The organism is Polynucleobacter sp. JS-Polo-80-F4 (assembly GCF_018881965.1).
GTDB lineage: Bacteria > Pseudomonadota > Gammaproteobacteria > Burkholderiales > Burkholderiaceae > Polynucleobacter.
In genome coordinates this window covers 735015-750269 of record NZ_JACVPI010000001.1, presented here as the reverse complement: position 1 = coordinate 750269, position 15255 = coordinate 735015, and the positions used below count along the sequence as shown (strand labels likewise).

General features: G+C 45.5%; 12 protein-coding genes. 8 read left to right on the top strand and 4 right to left on the bottom strand.

The window, feature by feature from the left end:
- Positions 1-23: 23 nt before the first annotated feature.
- Both ICN20_RS03725 and ICN20_RS03720 read left to right on the top strand, forming a co-directional pair.
- Complete coding sequence (locus tag ICN20_RS03725; protein WP_216238160.1) at positions 24-932, top strand: complex I NDUFA9 subunit family protein; 909 nt, start codon at positions 24-26, stop codon at positions 930-932.
- A complete protein-coding gene (locus ICN20_RS03720; protein ID WP_216238159.1) occupies positions 932-2062 on the top strand; it encodes a polynucleotide adenylyltransferase in 1131 nt (376 codons plus the stop codon). Before ICN20_RS03725 ends, ICN20_RS03720 begins: the two co-directional genes overlap by 1 nt.
- An 11-nt stretch (positions 2063-2073) precedes the next feature.
- Here ICN20_RS03720 and ICN20_RS03715 read toward each other — a convergent pair whose 3' ends face one another.
- Positions 2074-3261, bottom strand: a complete 1188-nt coding sequence (locus ICN20_RS03715; RefSeq protein ID WP_216238158.1) for a class I SAM-dependent methyltransferase — start codon at positions 3259-3261, stop codon at positions 2074-2076.
- Between the two features lie 173 nt (positions 3262-3434).
- Between ICN20_RS03715 and ttcA the strand changes: the two genes are divergently transcribed.
- The 6 genes from ttcA (at position 3435) to ICN20_RS03685 (ending at position 13715) form a co-directional block, all read left to right on the top strand.
- Positions 3435-4343, top strand: a complete 909-nt coding sequence (gene ttcA / locus ICN20_RS03710; RefSeq protein ID WP_216238157.1) for a tRNA 2-thiocytidine(32) synthetase TtcA — start codon at positions 3435-3437, stop codon at positions 4341-4343.
- Complete coding sequence (gene glmU / locus ICN20_RS03705; protein ID WP_216238156.1) at positions 4340-5863, top strand: bifunctional UDP-N-acetylglucosamine diphosphorylase/glucosamine-1-phosphate N-acetyltransferase GlmU; 1524 nt, start codon at positions 4340-4342, stop codon at positions 5861-5863. The genes ttcA and glmU overlap by 4 nt, the downstream gene beginning before the upstream one ends.
- Positions 5863-7695, top strand: coding sequence for a glutamine--fructose-6-phosphate transaminase (isomerizing) (gene glmS / locus ICN20_RS03700; RefSeq protein WP_216238155.1), 1833 nt, complete (start codon positions 5863-5865; stop codon positions 7693-7695). The genes glmU and glmS overlap by 1 nt, the downstream gene beginning before the upstream one ends.
- Before the next feature lie 171 nt (positions 7696-7866).
- Positions 7867-9363, top strand: a complete 1497-nt coding sequence (locus tag ICN20_RS03695) for an efflux transporter outer membrane subunit (RefSeq protein WP_370624522.1) — start codon at positions 7867-7869, stop codon at positions 9361-9363.
- Positions 9364-9532: 169 nt separating this feature from the next.
- On the top strand, positions 9533-10672 hold the full coding sequence (locus tag ICN20_RS03690; RefSeq protein ID WP_216240203.1) for an efflux RND transporter periplasmic adaptor subunit: 1140 nt from the start codon (positions 9533-9535) through the stop codon (positions 10670-10672).
- Positions 10673-10679: 7 nt separating this feature from the next.
- Positions 10680-13715 (top strand): efflux RND transporter permease subunit, encoded by a 3036-nt coding sequence (locus ICN20_RS03685; RefSeq protein ID WP_216238154.1) that lies wholly within the window; start codon positions 10680-10682, stop codon positions 13713-13715.
- A 15-nt stretch (positions 13716-13730) separates the two neighbouring features.
- Here ICN20_RS03685 and ICN20_RS03680 read toward each other — a convergent pair whose 3' ends face one another.
- Genes ICN20_RS03680 through ICN20_RS03670 form a run of 3 tightly spaced genes read right to left on the bottom strand, consistent with a single transcriptional unit; the run spans position 13731 to position 15228 of the window.
- A complete protein-coding gene (locus tag ICN20_RS03680) occupies positions 13731-14393 on the bottom strand; it encodes a glutathione S-transferase family protein (protein ID WP_216238153.1) in 663 nt (220 codons plus the stop codon).
- A gap of 27 nt (positions 14394-14420) precedes the next feature.
- Positions 14421-14921 carry a flavin reductase family protein gene (locus ICN20_RS03675; RefSeq protein WP_216238152.1) on the bottom strand — a complete coding sequence of 167 codons (501 nt, stop codon included), beginning with the start codon at positions 14919-14921 and terminating at the stop codon, positions 14421-14423.
- A 10-nt stretch (positions 14922-14931) separates the two neighbouring features.
- A complete protein-coding gene (locus tag ICN20_RS03670) occupies positions 14932-15228 on the bottom strand; it encodes a hypothetical protein (RefSeq protein WP_216238151.1) in 297 nt (98 codons plus the stop codon).
- Between the last annotated feature and the right edge of the window lie 27 nt (positions 15229-15255).

Below are 15255 nucleotides of genomic sequence, written 5' to 3'. Positions count from 1 at the left end.
ACGCAAAGCAAAGAAAGCTTTCCATGAAATATGACATTCTTCTGATCGGTGGCAATGGATTTGTGGGGCGAGTAATTGCCGCGCAACTTCAGCTAGCAGGTTATTCCGTATTGGTACCTACCGGCCATTTGTCTGCCGCGCGTGAATTACGCATGTTGCCTAAAGTCCATATAGAGGAGGCTGATGTTCACGAGTTTGATGAGCTACAGAGTCTTTGTGGCCGCATTAAGCCAAATGGCGCTGTGATTAATTTAGTTGGGGTATTACACGATAAGCCGGCCAAGCCTTATGGGGAGGTATTTAAGGCTGCGCATGTAGAGCTTCCTAAAAATATTATTACTGCGATGCAGTTGCATGGCTTAAAGCGCTACTTACATATGAGCGCATTAGGTGCCGACTCTCATGGCCCCTCAATGTATCAGCGTAGCAAGGGTGATGGCGAGGTTGCAGTGAAAGCAAGCAATTTAGATTGGACTATCTTTAGGCCTTCAGTCATCTTTGGTGCTCAAGATCAATTTATTAACCTGTTTTCTAAATTGATAAAGTTGTTACCAGCAATGCCTTTGGCAAATCATCAAGCGCAGTTCCAGCCAGTGAGCGTGGATGATGTTGCATCTGCATTTGTTAAGTCTCTTGCAATGCCCCAGACCATTCATCAGTCTTATGACTTAGTGGGCCCAACGGTTTACACCATGCAAGAGATTGTTGAGTTTGCTGCACGTAAGGCCAAAACCTCTTGTGCCATTATTCCCGTGCCTGCCTTTGTGGGTTATTTACAAGCATTGGCATTCGAATTTTTGCCAGGCCCAACATTGATGTCGCGTGACAATATTGCTTCCATGCAATTGCCAAATACCTTGCCAGTAAATGGCATTGATGCGTTGATGGAAGTATTCAAAATGAGTCGTCGCAGCCTTGAGGGCATGCAGTAATGAAAATCTACGCAGTGGGAGGGGCCATTAGAGATACCCTCATGGACTTACCCGTGCACGATATTGATTATGTAGTGGTGGGCTCCAGCGTAGAAGAGATGCTAGCCAAAGGCTTTCGGCCTGTGGGTAAAGATTTCCCAGTGTTTTTGCATCCAGAGACACAGGCAGAATATGCGCTTGCACGTACTGAGCGTAAGACTGGTAAGGGCTATAAAGGCTTTCATTTTTATGCTGATCCTTCCGTCACCCTAGAACAAGATTTAGAGCGCCGTGATTTAACAATCAACGCGATGGCGCAAGAAGTGGGCGCTGACGGCAAACAATTTGGCCCCATTATTGATCCTTTCAATGGTCAAGAAGATTTGGCTGCCAAAGTATTTCGTCATGTGTCAGATGCATTTGCAGAAGATCCATTGCGACTACTCAGAATCGCTCGCTTTGCTGCACGCTTCCCAGAATTTAGTGTTGCCAATGAAACATTGATCGCCTTAAAGGCGATTGTTCAGTCGGGTGAGTTAAATGCTTTATCAGCAGAACGTATTTGGCAGGAGTTGGCCAGGGGCTTGGTTGCTTCCAAGCCTATGCACCTATTTCAAGTCCTATTAAATACTGGTGCAGCTAGAACTATATTGCCGACTGAATTAGCTACCAAGCTATCTGAGGAGCTATTCCGTGATGAATTGATCTCACGTTTTTCTTTGGTCGGCAATGGTCTAGAAGAGCGCTGCGCAATTACCTTGATGAATTTGTCCGCAAGTGAAATTCGTTCATGGGCAGAGTGTGTTCGTATGCCAATTGATGTTAGAGATTTCTGTGAAATATTTAGTGACCTCAGGGTGTTAATCAATATTTATCGCGACATCTCTTATGGAGCCGTAGATGTTTTGAATTGGTTCAACCGCGCAGATGTCTGGCGTAAGCCAGATCGAGCGCAAGCAATTTTGAATCTTGCAGAAAAACTGGAGTTAAATGTTTCAACATTAATGAATGCAATGCGAAACGCGCAAGCAATTAATACTGCAGAAATCATTTCTGGCGTCGCAGCAGAAGACCGATCTAATGGCGAGCGTATCGGTATCGCATTTGAGGTCGCCAGATTAGCTGCGGTCACTAAAGCCCTAGAGGCTTAATTAGTTAATGGCTAGAGCCTATTCCTACCGCGCAATCCAGGTAGATCTTCTAGTACATAGCCTGGTAGCAGGTCATCTAATTTTTTCGAGAATGCAAAAGCTTTAAAAAGTTCACCCATCTCTGCCTCAGATAATAGCTTTTGCAGAGAGTTAGAAATCGGTAGAAAGGTTTCTGGATTACTCGGATCGCCAATCTCTAACGCAATATCACCAATACCCGCATCAAGTAAGTAGGCGGCCTGATTGGTGAGATAAACATCATCTACATTTTGAGTCAGTGCACTGCGAGCTATTTGTGACCACTCCACGTGAGTTGTTAAATCACAAAGACCTGGCAAATGAAATGGATCTTGAATAGCGTGATGGCGATGATGGGCCATGAGGGTGCCTTCAAGCCTTTGTGGGTGGTAGTACTCGCTCTCAGGAAATCCATAGTCAAACGTGAGGAACAGCCCAGTATCTAAATGCTTAGCAACTTGTTGCATCCATGCATTTGCTGGTGCGTGTATTTCGGTGACATATCCTTCTGAGAAGTTGCCACTAAGAAGGCATTCGGGAAGCAATTTTTGCTCTACTGGCAAACCTGCTTTCCAAAGGAGTTTGTCATTTACAAATGCAACACCGTACCAATACCAAAATCCATTTTGATAAATGATGGCATCGCATGGAATGGCATCAATCACTTCATTTGCCAAGATGATGCCGTTAAAATTTTCTGGCAATTGAGTAAGCCAGCTACATTGAGTGTCGAGACTGAGTTGCTTGAGCGTTTCACCAATTCTTTCTTGTTGACGTTGAGCTAGATCTGGAGAAATTTCAATGATGTCGTACAGATCCAAATGAAAGCCGAGATCATTGAGACGAGTCAGTATGGAAGTAGCTAATTTGCCAGTGCCGGCGCCAAATTCTAAAATTTGAGTGGGTAGACCCTTCTCTCTGAGCCCCTCAAGAACGGGCAATAGGGTAGAGCAAATAGCTGCGCCAAATAGGGGGCTTAATTCTGGGGCGGTAGTGAAGTCGCCACCTGCGCCAAGTTTGTGGGCTCCAGCGCTGTAATAGCCCATTCCAGGCTCATATAAGGCCATCTCCATATAGCGAGAGAATGCCATCCAGCCGCCCTCTGAAGCGATTTGGGAGGCTATTTTGCCCTTTAAAAGAGCGCTATGCTCTGCTTCAAAGCTGGTCAAGGTAATATCCATAGCTCGCTAGTCTAAGAGAATTTAATTGAACCCTAGTTCAATGCCCCTAATCCAGCAAAGAAAAGTAGTTTTAATGGCTAGTCGGGATGTTACCGTTCATTATGGGCGATCAGCTGGATGAAGTGGTAGATTAAGGCCTTATGCGCTAAAAAAAGAATTAGAAAAGAAAACTGATGGGCGATATTCGTAAAGTTGTCTTCGAAGAAAACAAGCTAGAGAAAAAACTCTGTCGCTTGGTGGGTCAGGCTATTGGCGACTTTGGCATGATTGAAGATGGTGACAAGGTGATGGTGTGCGTATCGGGCGGAAAAGATAGTTATGCCATGCTCGATATTCTGATGAAGTTGCGTGAACGTGCGCCGATTCATTTTGAAATTATTGCAGTGAACTTAGATCAGAAGCAGCCAAATTTCCCTGCAGAAATATTGCCCAATTATTTAAAGAGCTTAGGCGTTCAGTACCACATCGAAGAGCAAGATACCTACAGCATTGTGAAGCGCGTGATTCCTGAGGGTAAAACTACCTGTGGATTGTGTTCACGTTTGCGTCGTGGCATTTTGTATCGCGTAGCAGATGAATTGGGTGCTACCAAGATTGCCTTGGGTCATCACCGTGACGATATTTTAGAAACCTTGATGCTCAATATGTTTTATGCGGGCAAGCTCAAGGGGATGCCGCCAAAGTTACGCTCTGACGATGGCAAGCATATTGTGATTCGTCCTTTAGCTTATGTACCTGAGAAGTTGCTTGAGCGTTATGCGGCAGACATGAACTTCCCCATCATTCCTTGTGATTTATGTGGCAGTCAGCCCAATCTCCAGCGCCAAGTGATGAAAGAAATGCTGCGCGAGTGGGAAAAGAAACATCCAGGTCGGGTGGAGAATTTGTTCCGCTCAATGCATCACATCGTTCCATCCCATTTGATGGATCGAGAGGCCTTCGATTTCAAAAACCTTGAGATTTCTACAGAGTTAGCCGGTATTGCCGCTAGATCATCTGGCGATAGGGCAATTGATGAGGCTGAATTAGACGAATTAGCCTGTGGAACAGTGATTCAGGGGACTTATAATCCCTCTCTATGAATATCGTTATTTTGGCTGCTGGGCAAGGAAAGCGGATGAAATCCGCTCTGCCCAAGGTCCTGCAAACTTTGGCAGGCAAACCCCTGCTACAACACGTTCTCAATACAGCTCTTTCACTGCAAGATAAGAAAGCCAAATCTGGCCCTGTTGTAGTAGTTGGTCATGGCGCAGCAGACGTCAAAATATTCTTGGCTGATGCCATTAAAGAAAACCCCAGTTTTGGGAAAGTGGTAACTGCACTGCAAGCTGAGCAAAAGGGAACGGGTCATGCACTCCTGCAGGCTTTACCTAAATTAGATACTCAAGAGCCAACCTTAGTTTTGTATGGCGATGTACCCCTCACTACAAAAAAGACTCTGACTAAATTAGCAAAGTTAGCTGATGGTGTTCGCGGCCAAGATAGCGCCCTTGCACTCCTTACGCAAAATCTCGCCAATCCGACCGGGTATGGTCGTATCGTGCGCGATGCCGATGGTTCTGTAGCGCAGATCGTTGAAGAAAAGGATGCGACGCCTGCTCAAAAAGCAATTCAAGAAATTAACACCGGCATCATGGTGTTGCCAACCAACTCATTAAGGAAATGGTTGAAAGCTTTGCGTGCAAGTAATGCCCAAGGTGAGTATTACTTAACTGATGTGATTGCTATGGCAGTCAAAGATGGCGTTCCTATTCGTACAACTCAGGCTGATGATGAATTTGAAACCGTGGGTGTCAATAGTCGCGATCAATTGGCAGCGCTAGAGCGCGTGCATCAACTTAATATTGCCAACCAATTAATGGATGCAGGTGTATCGCTTGCAGATCCTGCACGTATTGATGTCCGTGGCACCTTAGAGTGCGGTACTGATGTATCGATTGATGTCGGTTGCGTATTTGAAGGTTGTGTAACCTTGGATGCCGGAACAAAAATTGGCCCGTATTGTGTTATTCGCAATAGCGTAATTGGCAAGGGTGTCGCCATTCATGCTTACAGCCATGTCGATGGCGCAAAAGTTGGCAATCAATCAGTCATTGGCCCCTATGCTCGTTTGCGTCCTGGCGCTGATTTATCAAATGACGTGCATATTGGTAATTTCGTAGAGGTGAAGAACAGCAAAATTGCTGCCAATAGCAAAGCAAATCACTTGGCTTATGTTGGTGACTCCATTGTTGGGTCAAGGGTCAACATTGGTGCCGGCACCATTACATGTAACTACGATGGCGTGAACAAGCACCAAACTATTATTGAAGATGATGTTTTCATTGGCTCTGATACACAGTTAGTTGCGCCGGTGCGCGTAGGTCGTGGTGCTACATTGGGTGCGGGTACAACCCTTACTAAAGATGCGCCAGCAAATCAGCTGACTGTATCAAGGGCAAAGCAAATTTCTTTCCAGTGGCAGCGTCCTGTAAAGCAAGAAAAGAAACCAATAAAGAAGGCGGCAGTGAAAAAGATTGCTGCTAAAAAAACTGTAGCAAAGAAAATCGCGAAGAAGGTAGTGAAGAAAGCAGTCAAGAAATCCGCAAAGGGTAAAAAATAATGTGCGGTATTGTTGGCGCTGCCTCCCATAAGAATATTGTTGATGTTTTGGTTGAGGGCTTACGCCGCCTAGAATACCGTGGCTATGACTCTTGTGGTTTTGCGGTGATTAATGGCGATGATGCAAAGCACACCATTGAAAGAGCTCGAACTACTGCACGTGTTTCAGAGTTGGGTGAACAAGGCAAAGATTTTGTCGGTACATTAGGTATTGCCCATACACGTTGGGCCACCCATGGCAAGCCAGATACACAAAATGCACACCCACATACTTCCAATGATTTAGTTGCTGTTGTTCATAACGGCATTATTGAAAACTATGAAGTTCTCCGCTCAGATTTAAAAGCTGCTGGATATGTATTTACCTCTGAAACAGATACTGAAGTCATTGCTCATTTAATTCACCAGCAATATATGGCTAGTGGTCAGAAGGATATTGCGGCATCGGTAAGAGCAGTGCTTCCCAAATTGCATGGTGCATACGCTATTGGCGTTATCGCGCAAGATAATCCAAGCACCTTAGTAGGCGCGCGTGTTGGATCTCCCTTGGTTGTTGCTATTGGTGATCATGAACACTTCTTAGCATCTGATGCTTTAGCTTTGGCGGGGCGCGCTCATTCCATGATGTATTTGGAAGAAGGCGATGTTGCTATTCTTAAGGCAGATGGCATTGCAGTGATTGATCAAGCGGGCAAATCTGCTCAAAGAGAGCTTAAGCCTATGCCGGCACAGGCCGATTCAGTTGATCTGGGCCCCTATCAGCACTACATGCAAAAAGAGATTTTTGAGCAGCCTAGAGCAATCGGCGACACACTCGCCAACATCACTGATTTTGGTCCAGAGCTATTCGAGGCTAACCCAGAGGGCTGGAAAGCATTTGATCAAATTTTAATTTTGGCCTGCGGTACCAGTTACTACTCTGCATGCGTTGCTAAATATTGGTTAGAAGATATTGCCGGTATTCCAACGCAAGTAGAAATTGCAAGTGAGTATCGTTATCGCACCACTGTACCCAATCCTAAAACTTTGATTGTTGTGGTTTCGCAATCTGGAGAGACGGCAGATACTCTCGCAGCATTACGTCATGCCAAGAGCTTAGGTCATCAATACACCTTAGCAATCTGTAACGTGGCGAGTAGCGCCATGGTTCGCGAGACTGATTGGCATTTCTTGACTAAGGCTGGCGCTGAAATTGGCGTTGCCTCAACCAAAGCATTTACTACGCAGCTTTTAGCGCTTTATCTTTTGGCAGTTTCTGTTGCAAAACGCAATGGCAGAATTTCCTCTGAAAAAGAAAAAGAGCTACTGCGTGAATTACGTCACCTACCAAAAGCACTTCATGCTGTCCTTGCCCTTGAGCCGCAAATCATTGCTTGGAGCGATGCTTTTTCTAAATGTGAAAATGCGTTATTCCTAGGTCGTGGAATGCACTATCCAATTGCGCTAGAGGGCGCATTAAAGTTAAAAGAGATCTCTTATATTCATGCTGAGGCTTATCCGGCTGGTGAGTTAAAGCATGGACCGCTTGCTTTAGTAACAGATAAGATGCCGGTGGTTACCGTTGCTCCTAATGATGTTTTATTGGAAAAGCTGAAATCCAATATGCAAGAAGTAAAAGCACGTGGCGGCAAACTTTATGTATTTGCTGATCAAGATACCAATATCTCAACCAGTGATGGCATCAATGTCATTAAGCTGCCCGAGCACTATGGCAACCTCTCGCCGATATTGCACGTAGTTCCTTTGCAGCTATTGGCCTATCACACCGCCTGCGCACGTGGCACAGACGTTGATAAGCCTAGAAATTTAGCAAAGAGCGTTACCGTCGAATAATTTTTCATTCGTTTGACATTCACCTCAAGTTGTGGACAAAATTCAGTAGATAAATCAGGGCTTTACGAAGCCCTGATTGCATTTCTGTGTTCAAATAACTCTAGTAAAAGAGGATATTTGTTGCAACCCATGTTTCTGTCGACGCTCCCGCTTCTCCGTTCGCATTTGCTTGTGCTAATTTGTGCAGGGTTACTTTCTGCGTGCGCAGTTGGGCCAGACTTCAAGCAACCTGAAGCACCAAAGACCTCCTCTTATACAGAAACCTCCTTATCCAAAAAGTTGGCCACTGCACCTGGAGTCCCTGGGGGTAGTGATCAAGAGTTTGTTGAAGGCGCTGATATTGAAGCGCAATGGTGGGAGCTCTATAAATCTCCTGAACTCGACGCACTTATTAAAAGAGCGCTTGAGCAGAATCCGAATTTAGGTGCTGCTGATGCGGCACTGCGCGCCGCTCAAGAAAATGTCAATGCACAAATTGGTAGCCAATATTTTCCGGCAATTGGGGTTGGTGCAAATGCAATCAGGCAGAAACAGCCATCAGCCATTTATGGCATGAATTATGGGTCTGATACCTATAATCTTTATAACGCTACAGTCAATGTATCGTATAGGTTAGATGTCTTTGGTGGGGCTCGTAGAGCGGTTGAAGGTGCTCGAGCTCAAGCAGAGGTTGCGCAGTTTCAGTTAGAGGGCGCCTATCTTTCGCTTACTGCTAACGTAGTGACGAGCGCTGTTAAGGAAGCTGCGCTACGAGCGCAGATGCAGGCCACAGAAGAGATTTTGAAAGCCCAAACCAATCTTGCCGAAGTGACTGAAAAGCAGTTGGCTATCGGTACGGTTTCTAAGGTCGATGTCACTTCACAGCGAACCTTGGTATCCAATTCTCAAGTAGACCTATTTAACTATGAAAGAAATCTCGCCTTTGCCCGCAATCAATTGGCGGTATTGGTAGGTGAGATTCCAAGCAATGCCAACATCGCTAAGTTTGACCTTGCAAATTTACAATTGCCAGAAAAGTTACCTCTATCCGTTCCATCTAGCTTGGTACGCCAACGTCCTGATGTCCGCGCTGCCGAAGCCCAGTTAAAGGCGCAGAATGCTTTTGTGGGTGTTGCAACAGCAAACTTATTACCGCAATTTAATATCACTGGATCGATTGGCGCTGCTGCATTAACTTCGAATGGATTATTTGGGCCGAACTCTGCTCTATGGACTCTTGGTGGTGGAATCTTGCAGCCACTGTTTCAGGGTGGCGCTTTATTGGCACAGCGTCGCGGTGCGATTGCCAACTATGAGTTAGCAGCATTTCAATACCAAGCAACAGTCTTAAGTGCATTCCAGGAGGTGGCAAACGCATTGCGCGCACTCGAGACTGGTGCCCAAGCACTCAAGGCAGCATCTGATGCTGAGCGTTATGCATATGAGACTTTAGATTTAGTGCAGCAGCAATATAAGCTTGGTACAGCAAGTTATCTGGCAGTTCTTTATTACCAAAATCAGTATCAACAAGCAAAAGTGAAATCCGTTGCAGCACAAGCAACCCGCTTCTCGGATACGGCAGCTTTATTTGCAGCGCTCGGCGGTGGCTGGTGGAATCGTGAAGGCCCTGCATTTAAACCAAAAGACATAGCGAACAAAGATCAAAATGAAACTTCTGGAAAAAATTAAGAACAAGCTCATTCTCTTGATTCTTGCCCTATGGGCATGGATGCAGCGCAAGACCATTGAATGGAAATTGCGTGAGAGAGTGATTGCTCTTTGGGCAAAAGTAAAAGCCTTTTGGTCACGCATGGGTCAAAAGTGGCGGACTACTAAGGCGCACGAAAAGTTAATGGCAATGGAGCCACTGCAACGTCGCATGACCATCATGCTTTGCGGGGTATTTTTATTATTGGGTTTAATCTTCGCCTTCAATCAGCTGAAGACGTTCATGATTAAGACTTTCATTGCCGGCATGGGTTTGCCGCCAGCAACAGTCTCTACGCTAGTCATTACGACCGCTGAATGGCAGCCAAAGTTAACCAGTGTGGGCAATGTGCGTGCATTTAGAGGCGTTGAACTCAGTACGGAGCTAGGTGGTTTGGTGCAGACGGTGCCCGTAAAGTCTGGTCAGGACGTTAAAGAAGGCGAACTCCTAATTAAGTTGAATGATGCTTCAGACGTTGCACAGCTGAACTCCCTAAAGGCAATGTCTGATTTAGCCAAAGTCATTAATGAGCGTGATAGACAGCAGTTAGCGATACAGGCCATTAGTAAGAATGTATTTGACACAAGTGCCGCAGATTCAAAATCCAAGCAAGCGCAGGTTGAGCAGCAAACAGCATTAGTAGCAAAGAAAAATCTCAAAGCCCCATTTAGTGGGCGTGTTGGTATTGTGTCGATTAATCCAGGTCAGTACGTTAATCCAGGCGATAAGCTGCTCACATTGCAAACGCTTGATCCAATTTTTGTAGATTTCAACTTGCCACAAAATAATGCTGAGCAAATTCAGGTTGGCCAAGAAGTTGTTGTGACAACGGATGCATTTAAGGACGCTAGTTTCACTGGCAAGATTACAGCCGTAAGTCCAAAGGTGGATACCAATACTCGTAATATTCAGGTTGAGGCGCAACTTGCCAATCCAGATAAGAAAATTCTGCCAGGCATGTTTGCTAATGTGAATATCAAGCTGGGCGATCAAGTGAAGTACTTGACCTTACCCCAGACGGCTGTGACCTATAACCCCTATGGATCAACAGTCTTTATTGCTAAACCTACTGGTAAAAAAGACAAGCAAGGTAATCCCGCTCTTGAGGCGCAACAGGTGTTTGTCACCACCGGATTAACTCGTGGCGATCAAGTAGCCATTTTGAAGGGTGTTGATGAAGGTGCAACAGTTGTTACCAGTGGTCAGCTTAAGCTTAAGAATGGCACGCCACTGATTATTAATAATAAGGTGCAGCCAGCAAACTCACCCGATCCAAAGCCGCAGGAATAAATAGCAGATGAATTGGACTGACGTATTCATCCGTAGGCCAGTGCTCTCCATGGTAGTGAGCGCCCTGGTATTGATTTTTGGTTTGAAGGCGATTGGTTCTTTGCCAGTTAATCAATATCCGCAAACGCAAAATGCGATTGTGACAATTACTACGGCCTACTATGGCGCTGATCCTGAAACAATTGCTGGCTTTATTACCCAACCCCTAGAGGCCTCTATAGCTCAGGCACAGGGCATTGATTACCTATCGTCCGCCAGCGTGAGTGGGGTTTCAACTATTGTTGCAACGCTAAAGTTGAACTACGACTCCAATGCAGCTTTAACGCAGATACAGACTCAAATTAGTGCAGTAAAGAATCAATTACCACCTCAGGCGCAGCAACCTATTTTGACAGTACAGGTTGGCCAATCGACTGCTGCGATGTACATGGGTTTCTACAGCGATGAAATTCCTAACAATGCTATTACCGATTATCTTCTGCGTGTTGTAAAGCCAAAGCTGGACTCTGTCGAGGGTGTTCAAAACGCGGAGATCACTGGCGGTCGAAAATTTGCCTTACGTGCCTGGCTGGATCGCGAGAAGATGGCTGGTCTGGGTGTGGGCGCTGATGATGTTTATAGCGCTATGTCAGCCAACAATTACTTATCTGCAGTTGGCAGCACTAAGGGTGACATGGTGTCAGTTGACTTGGTTGCTGGCACCGATTTACATACGCTTGAAGAATTCCGTAAGTTGGTCATTAAAAAAGATGGCGTAAACATTGTTTACTTAGATCAAGTGGCTACGGTTACTTTGGGCTCTGAGGACTACAACACTAACGTTGCCTTCAGCGGCAAGAAGTCGGTTTTCATTGCAATTAAGGTTGCGCCCCAAGCCAACCTATTGGATGTAGCCCAGCGTGTACGTGATGTGGTGCCGGATATTCAGAAACAATTGCCAATTGGTATGACTGGCAAGATTGTTTATGACTCAACTAAATTTATTACCAGCTCTATTGACGAAGTAGTTTCTACTTTATTAGAGGCTTTGGTCATTGTGACTGTGGTGATCTACCTCTTCTTGGGTAGCGCTCGTGCCGTTGCTGTGCCAGTGATTGCAATGCCATTGTCGTTGATTGGCACCTTTTTCCTGATGCAAGTTCTAGGTTATTCAATTAACTTGCTCACCCTTTTAGCGCTGGTATTGGCTATTGGACTGGTCGTGGACGATGCGATCATCGTGGTAGAAAACGTTGACCGACATATGAAAGAGGGCAAATCTCCGCTAGAGGCTTCTTTAATTGCTGCCCGTGAATTAGGCGGCCCTATTTTAGCGATGACGGTAGTGTTGATTGCGGTATATATCCCCATTGGCTTCCAGGGCGGCCTTACGGGTGCACTATTTACTGAGTTCGCCTTTACCTTGGCTAGTGCGGTAGCCGTCTCGGGATTAATTGCGTTAACGCTGTCACCTATGATGTGCTCCAGAATTTTTACCGAAGAGCAAGAGGCCTCACCATTTGTGCAAAAGATTGATCGCATTTTTGATAAGGTACATCACAGCTATCAAACAACTTTGCGTGATTTGTTAAGCACTTGGCAGGTCATCATCGTGATGGGCGTCATTCTACTGGGCGGCGTTGCCTATTTGTATGCAACAGCGCGGGCAGAATTAGCGCCAACAGAAGACCAGGGGATTGTTTTGATGCAGGCATCAGGACCTCCTAATAGTACGGTTAATCAAATGCAGACTTATGCCGATCAAATCTATGCGATTGCCGCTGCAGAACCAGAGTACGAGCAAGCATTTCAGATTACGAGTCCAACTTCTAGTTTTGGCGGTATCTTGCTTAAGGACTGGGGTGAGCGCAATCGCAATGCAACCAAGTTCCAAGAGGATATGCAGCAGAAGTGGAACTCAATTGCAGGTGCACGTGTGGCAGCCTTTCAGTTCCCCGCCTTACCGGGTGCGCAAGGCTTACCAGTACAGGTAGTCATTAATACGACTGAATCTTATACGGCGTTAAATGAAGTCTCGCAAGCAGTGCTAGATAAAGCCCGACGTAGTGGCAACTTCTTCTTTGTTGATTCCGATCTCAAAATTGATAAACCACAAGATGTATTAGAAATTGATCGAGAAAAAGTAGCGGCACTAGGTATGACTCAGCAACAAGTTGGTGCTGCACTCTCTGCAGCACTAGGTGGTGGTTACGTTAATTACTTCTCAGTAGCTGGGCGCTCTTACCGCGTGATTCCACAAGTCAAACAAGTTGACCGTTTGAACCCAGACCAAATCTTGGACTACTATATTCGCACTCCAAGTGGCGCCATGGTTCAGGCACGCACTATCGCAACAATCAAGCAAAGAGTAGTACCGCAGTCTATTAATCACTTCCAGCAATTAAACTCTGCGACGATCTCTGGTGTGAGTACTCCATTTATCTCGCAAGCTGATTTATTGGAGTTCATGCGTCAGACTTTGAAAGAAGTTGCGCCTAATGGATATAGCATGGACTACGCCGGACCTTCCCGCCAATTTATGGCGGAGTCTGGCGGCTTCTTAGTCACTATGTTCTTCGCAATTCTGATTGTGTTCTTAGTTCTAGCGGCACAGTTTGAAAGCTTCCGCGATCCGATTGTGATTTTGGTTTCTGTGCCGCTGGCCTTATTCGGTGCCCTAATCTTTATCAATTTGGGTTTCACGACCTTAAACGTCTACACCCAGGTGGGCTTGGTTACTTTGATGGGCCTAATTAGTAAGCACGGTATTTTGATTGTGGAGTTTGCTAATGAGCTCCAAGAAGCCGGTCGTAGCAAGCTTGACGCTATTGTTGAGGCGAGTAGTGTTCGTTTGCGACCTATCTTGATGACAACTGCCGCGATGGTGTTGGGCGTATTGCCCTTGGTGATTGCCTCAGGTGCTGGTGCTGCTGGGCGTAAATCCATGGGTATCGTGATCTTCACTGGACTATCAATCGGTACGCTGTTCACACTCTTTGTGGTGCCTGCGATGTATTTATTTATTGGCGCCGATCACCATTCCAAAAAATTTAAGCAGCAGTAACAACTAGACAAAAACCTATTTAACGATATTGAGTTCTTTGTCGGCAAACTCACCAAAATGGGTTTCAGATCTCAACTGCTTTAACCAGCGCTCAACGTTTTTGAGTTCGCTGCGTGGGCCAGTTTTTTCTGGAAAGGCATCGTTTAGTAAAACCCAGCGATGAACGCCCAGAGCCACTACGATATCGCCAATATTAAATTGATTGCCCGAACAGTAATCTTGTGTTGATAGGATGTTATCGAGCAAGCCGAGGGTGCTATTTGTTGTTTGATAGCCCTTGAAGATGACATCGTAATCACGATCTTTTTCAGGTGTTCTAGTAAGGCCTAAGAAAACAGTGCGCAATGGAGGCCAAAAGGTTGCTAATTGCCAGTCCATCATTTTTTCAGAGTTGTATTGAGCTGAAACACCTTTTGGGAATCGTCCATTTTTGTCGTACTGCGAAACCAAGTAACGCATGATGGTGTTGGATTCCCAGAGTGTCAGTTCCCCATCTTCAAGGGTGGGTACAAGCCCATTCGGATTCATTTTGAGAAACTCGGGTGTGTCATTAAGGCCAAAGTGCAGACCGGCATCGACACGCTCGAAGTCTTTGCCTTCTTTTAGTCCAAGCTCAGCAAGGCACCACAATACCTTTTGAACGTTAATAGAACTTTTACGACCCCATAAACGCATCATGGCATTTCCTTGTGAAATTAATTCGAATTAGCTGGCTTTAGTTTCCGTGAAATCAAGGCCAATAAATTGACTGCGCGCAAAAATGAGCGGCTCTCGTTCAGGATGATTTTTTAAGTTAATTACCTTGGCAACAATGATGTTGTGATCACCGCCAATGTGAACGCAAACAGTTTCACATTCATAGTAAGCAACGCAGTGATCAATCTGGGTAAGTCCGCTGGCCGCCAGTTTGTGATCGACCTCCTTAAATTGGTCTGTCTTCACTGTGGCGAAATGCATTGCCAAATTCTCTTGGGAGCGCTCTAGAACGTGAATGAGGTGTTTCTTACCAAGCTCAACCCAAGGCATAAGACGGGAATGCTTCTTTAGGCTCCAGAGAATGAGTGGCGGCTCAAGCGATACAGTATTAAATGAGCTAATCGTAATACCGTGAGGATTATTTTCTTCATCTAAACAGGTGATGACGGTGACCCCAGTTGCAAATGATGCAAAACCTTTACGTAGCTCTTGTGAAGTAAATGGGGTCATTAGTCTTTGCTTATTTGGCTTCAGCTTTTGCTGCAGCGGTAATTGTTGTGCCAGGAATAGGAGTCAAGATTTCGTTTTCTTCGGCTTTTACGCACTTGAAGCGATATTCTTTGCCTGCCTTTGATAGAAAGCTAGCGCCTTCATAGAAATCGTCTTTGCAGGTCTTGGTAGCGAAATCCATGACATCCTGTGGTGCGGCGCTGGAAGTGATCAAGCGCATATTGCCCATGGACATATTAATTTGGGTGGAATAGCAACCAGCTAGCAGCAAGCCAGAAATCGTAGTTAATAGTAGAATTTTTTTCATGGAAACCTCCATAATCAGCAATGCTCG

Excerpts from the sequence above, each read along its gene's own strand:
- ICN20_RS03725 (WP_216238160.1), top strand. The coding sequence starts at position 24 with ATGAAATATGACATTCTTCTGATCGGTGGCAATGGATTTGTGGGGCGA.
- ICN20_RS03720 (WP_216238159.1), top strand. The coding sequence starts at position 932 with ATGAAAATCTACGCAGTGGGAGGGGCCATTAGAGATACCCTCATGGAC.
- ICN20_RS03715 (WP_216238158.1), bottom strand. The coding sequence starts at position 3,261 with ATGGATATTACCTTGACCAGCTTTGAAGCAGAGCATAGCGCTCTTTTA.
- ttcA (WP_216238157.1), top strand. The coding sequence starts at position 3,435 with ATGGGCGATATTCGTAAAGTTGTCTTCGAAGAAAACAAGCTAGAGAAA.
- glmU (WP_216238156.1), top strand. The coding sequence starts at position 4,340 with ATGAATATCGTTATTTTGGCTGCTGGGCAAGGAAAGCGGATGAAATCC.
- glmS (WP_216238155.1), top strand. The coding sequence starts at position 5,863 with ATGTGCGGTATTGTTGGCGCTGCCTCCCATAAGAATATTGTTGATGTT.
- ICN20_RS03690 (WP_216240203.1), top strand. The coding sequence starts at position 9,533 with ATGGAGCCACTGCAACGTCGCATGACCATCATGCTTTGCGGGGTATTT.
- ICN20_RS03685 (WP_216238154.1), top strand. The coding sequence starts at position 10,680 with ATGAATTGGACTGACGTATTCATCCGTAGGCCAGTGCTCTCCATGGTA.
- ICN20_RS03680 (WP_216238153.1), bottom strand. The coding sequence starts at position 14,393 with ATGATGCGTTTATGGGGTCGTAAAAGTTCTATTAACGTTCAAAAGGTA.
- ICN20_RS03675 (WP_216238152.1), bottom strand. The coding sequence starts at position 14,921 with ATGACCCCATTTACTTCACAAGAGCTACGTAAAGGTTTTGCATCATTT.
- ICN20_RS03670 (WP_216238151.1), bottom strand. The coding sequence starts at position 15,228 with ATGAAAAAAATTCTACTATTAACTACGATTTCTGGCTTGCTGCTAGCT.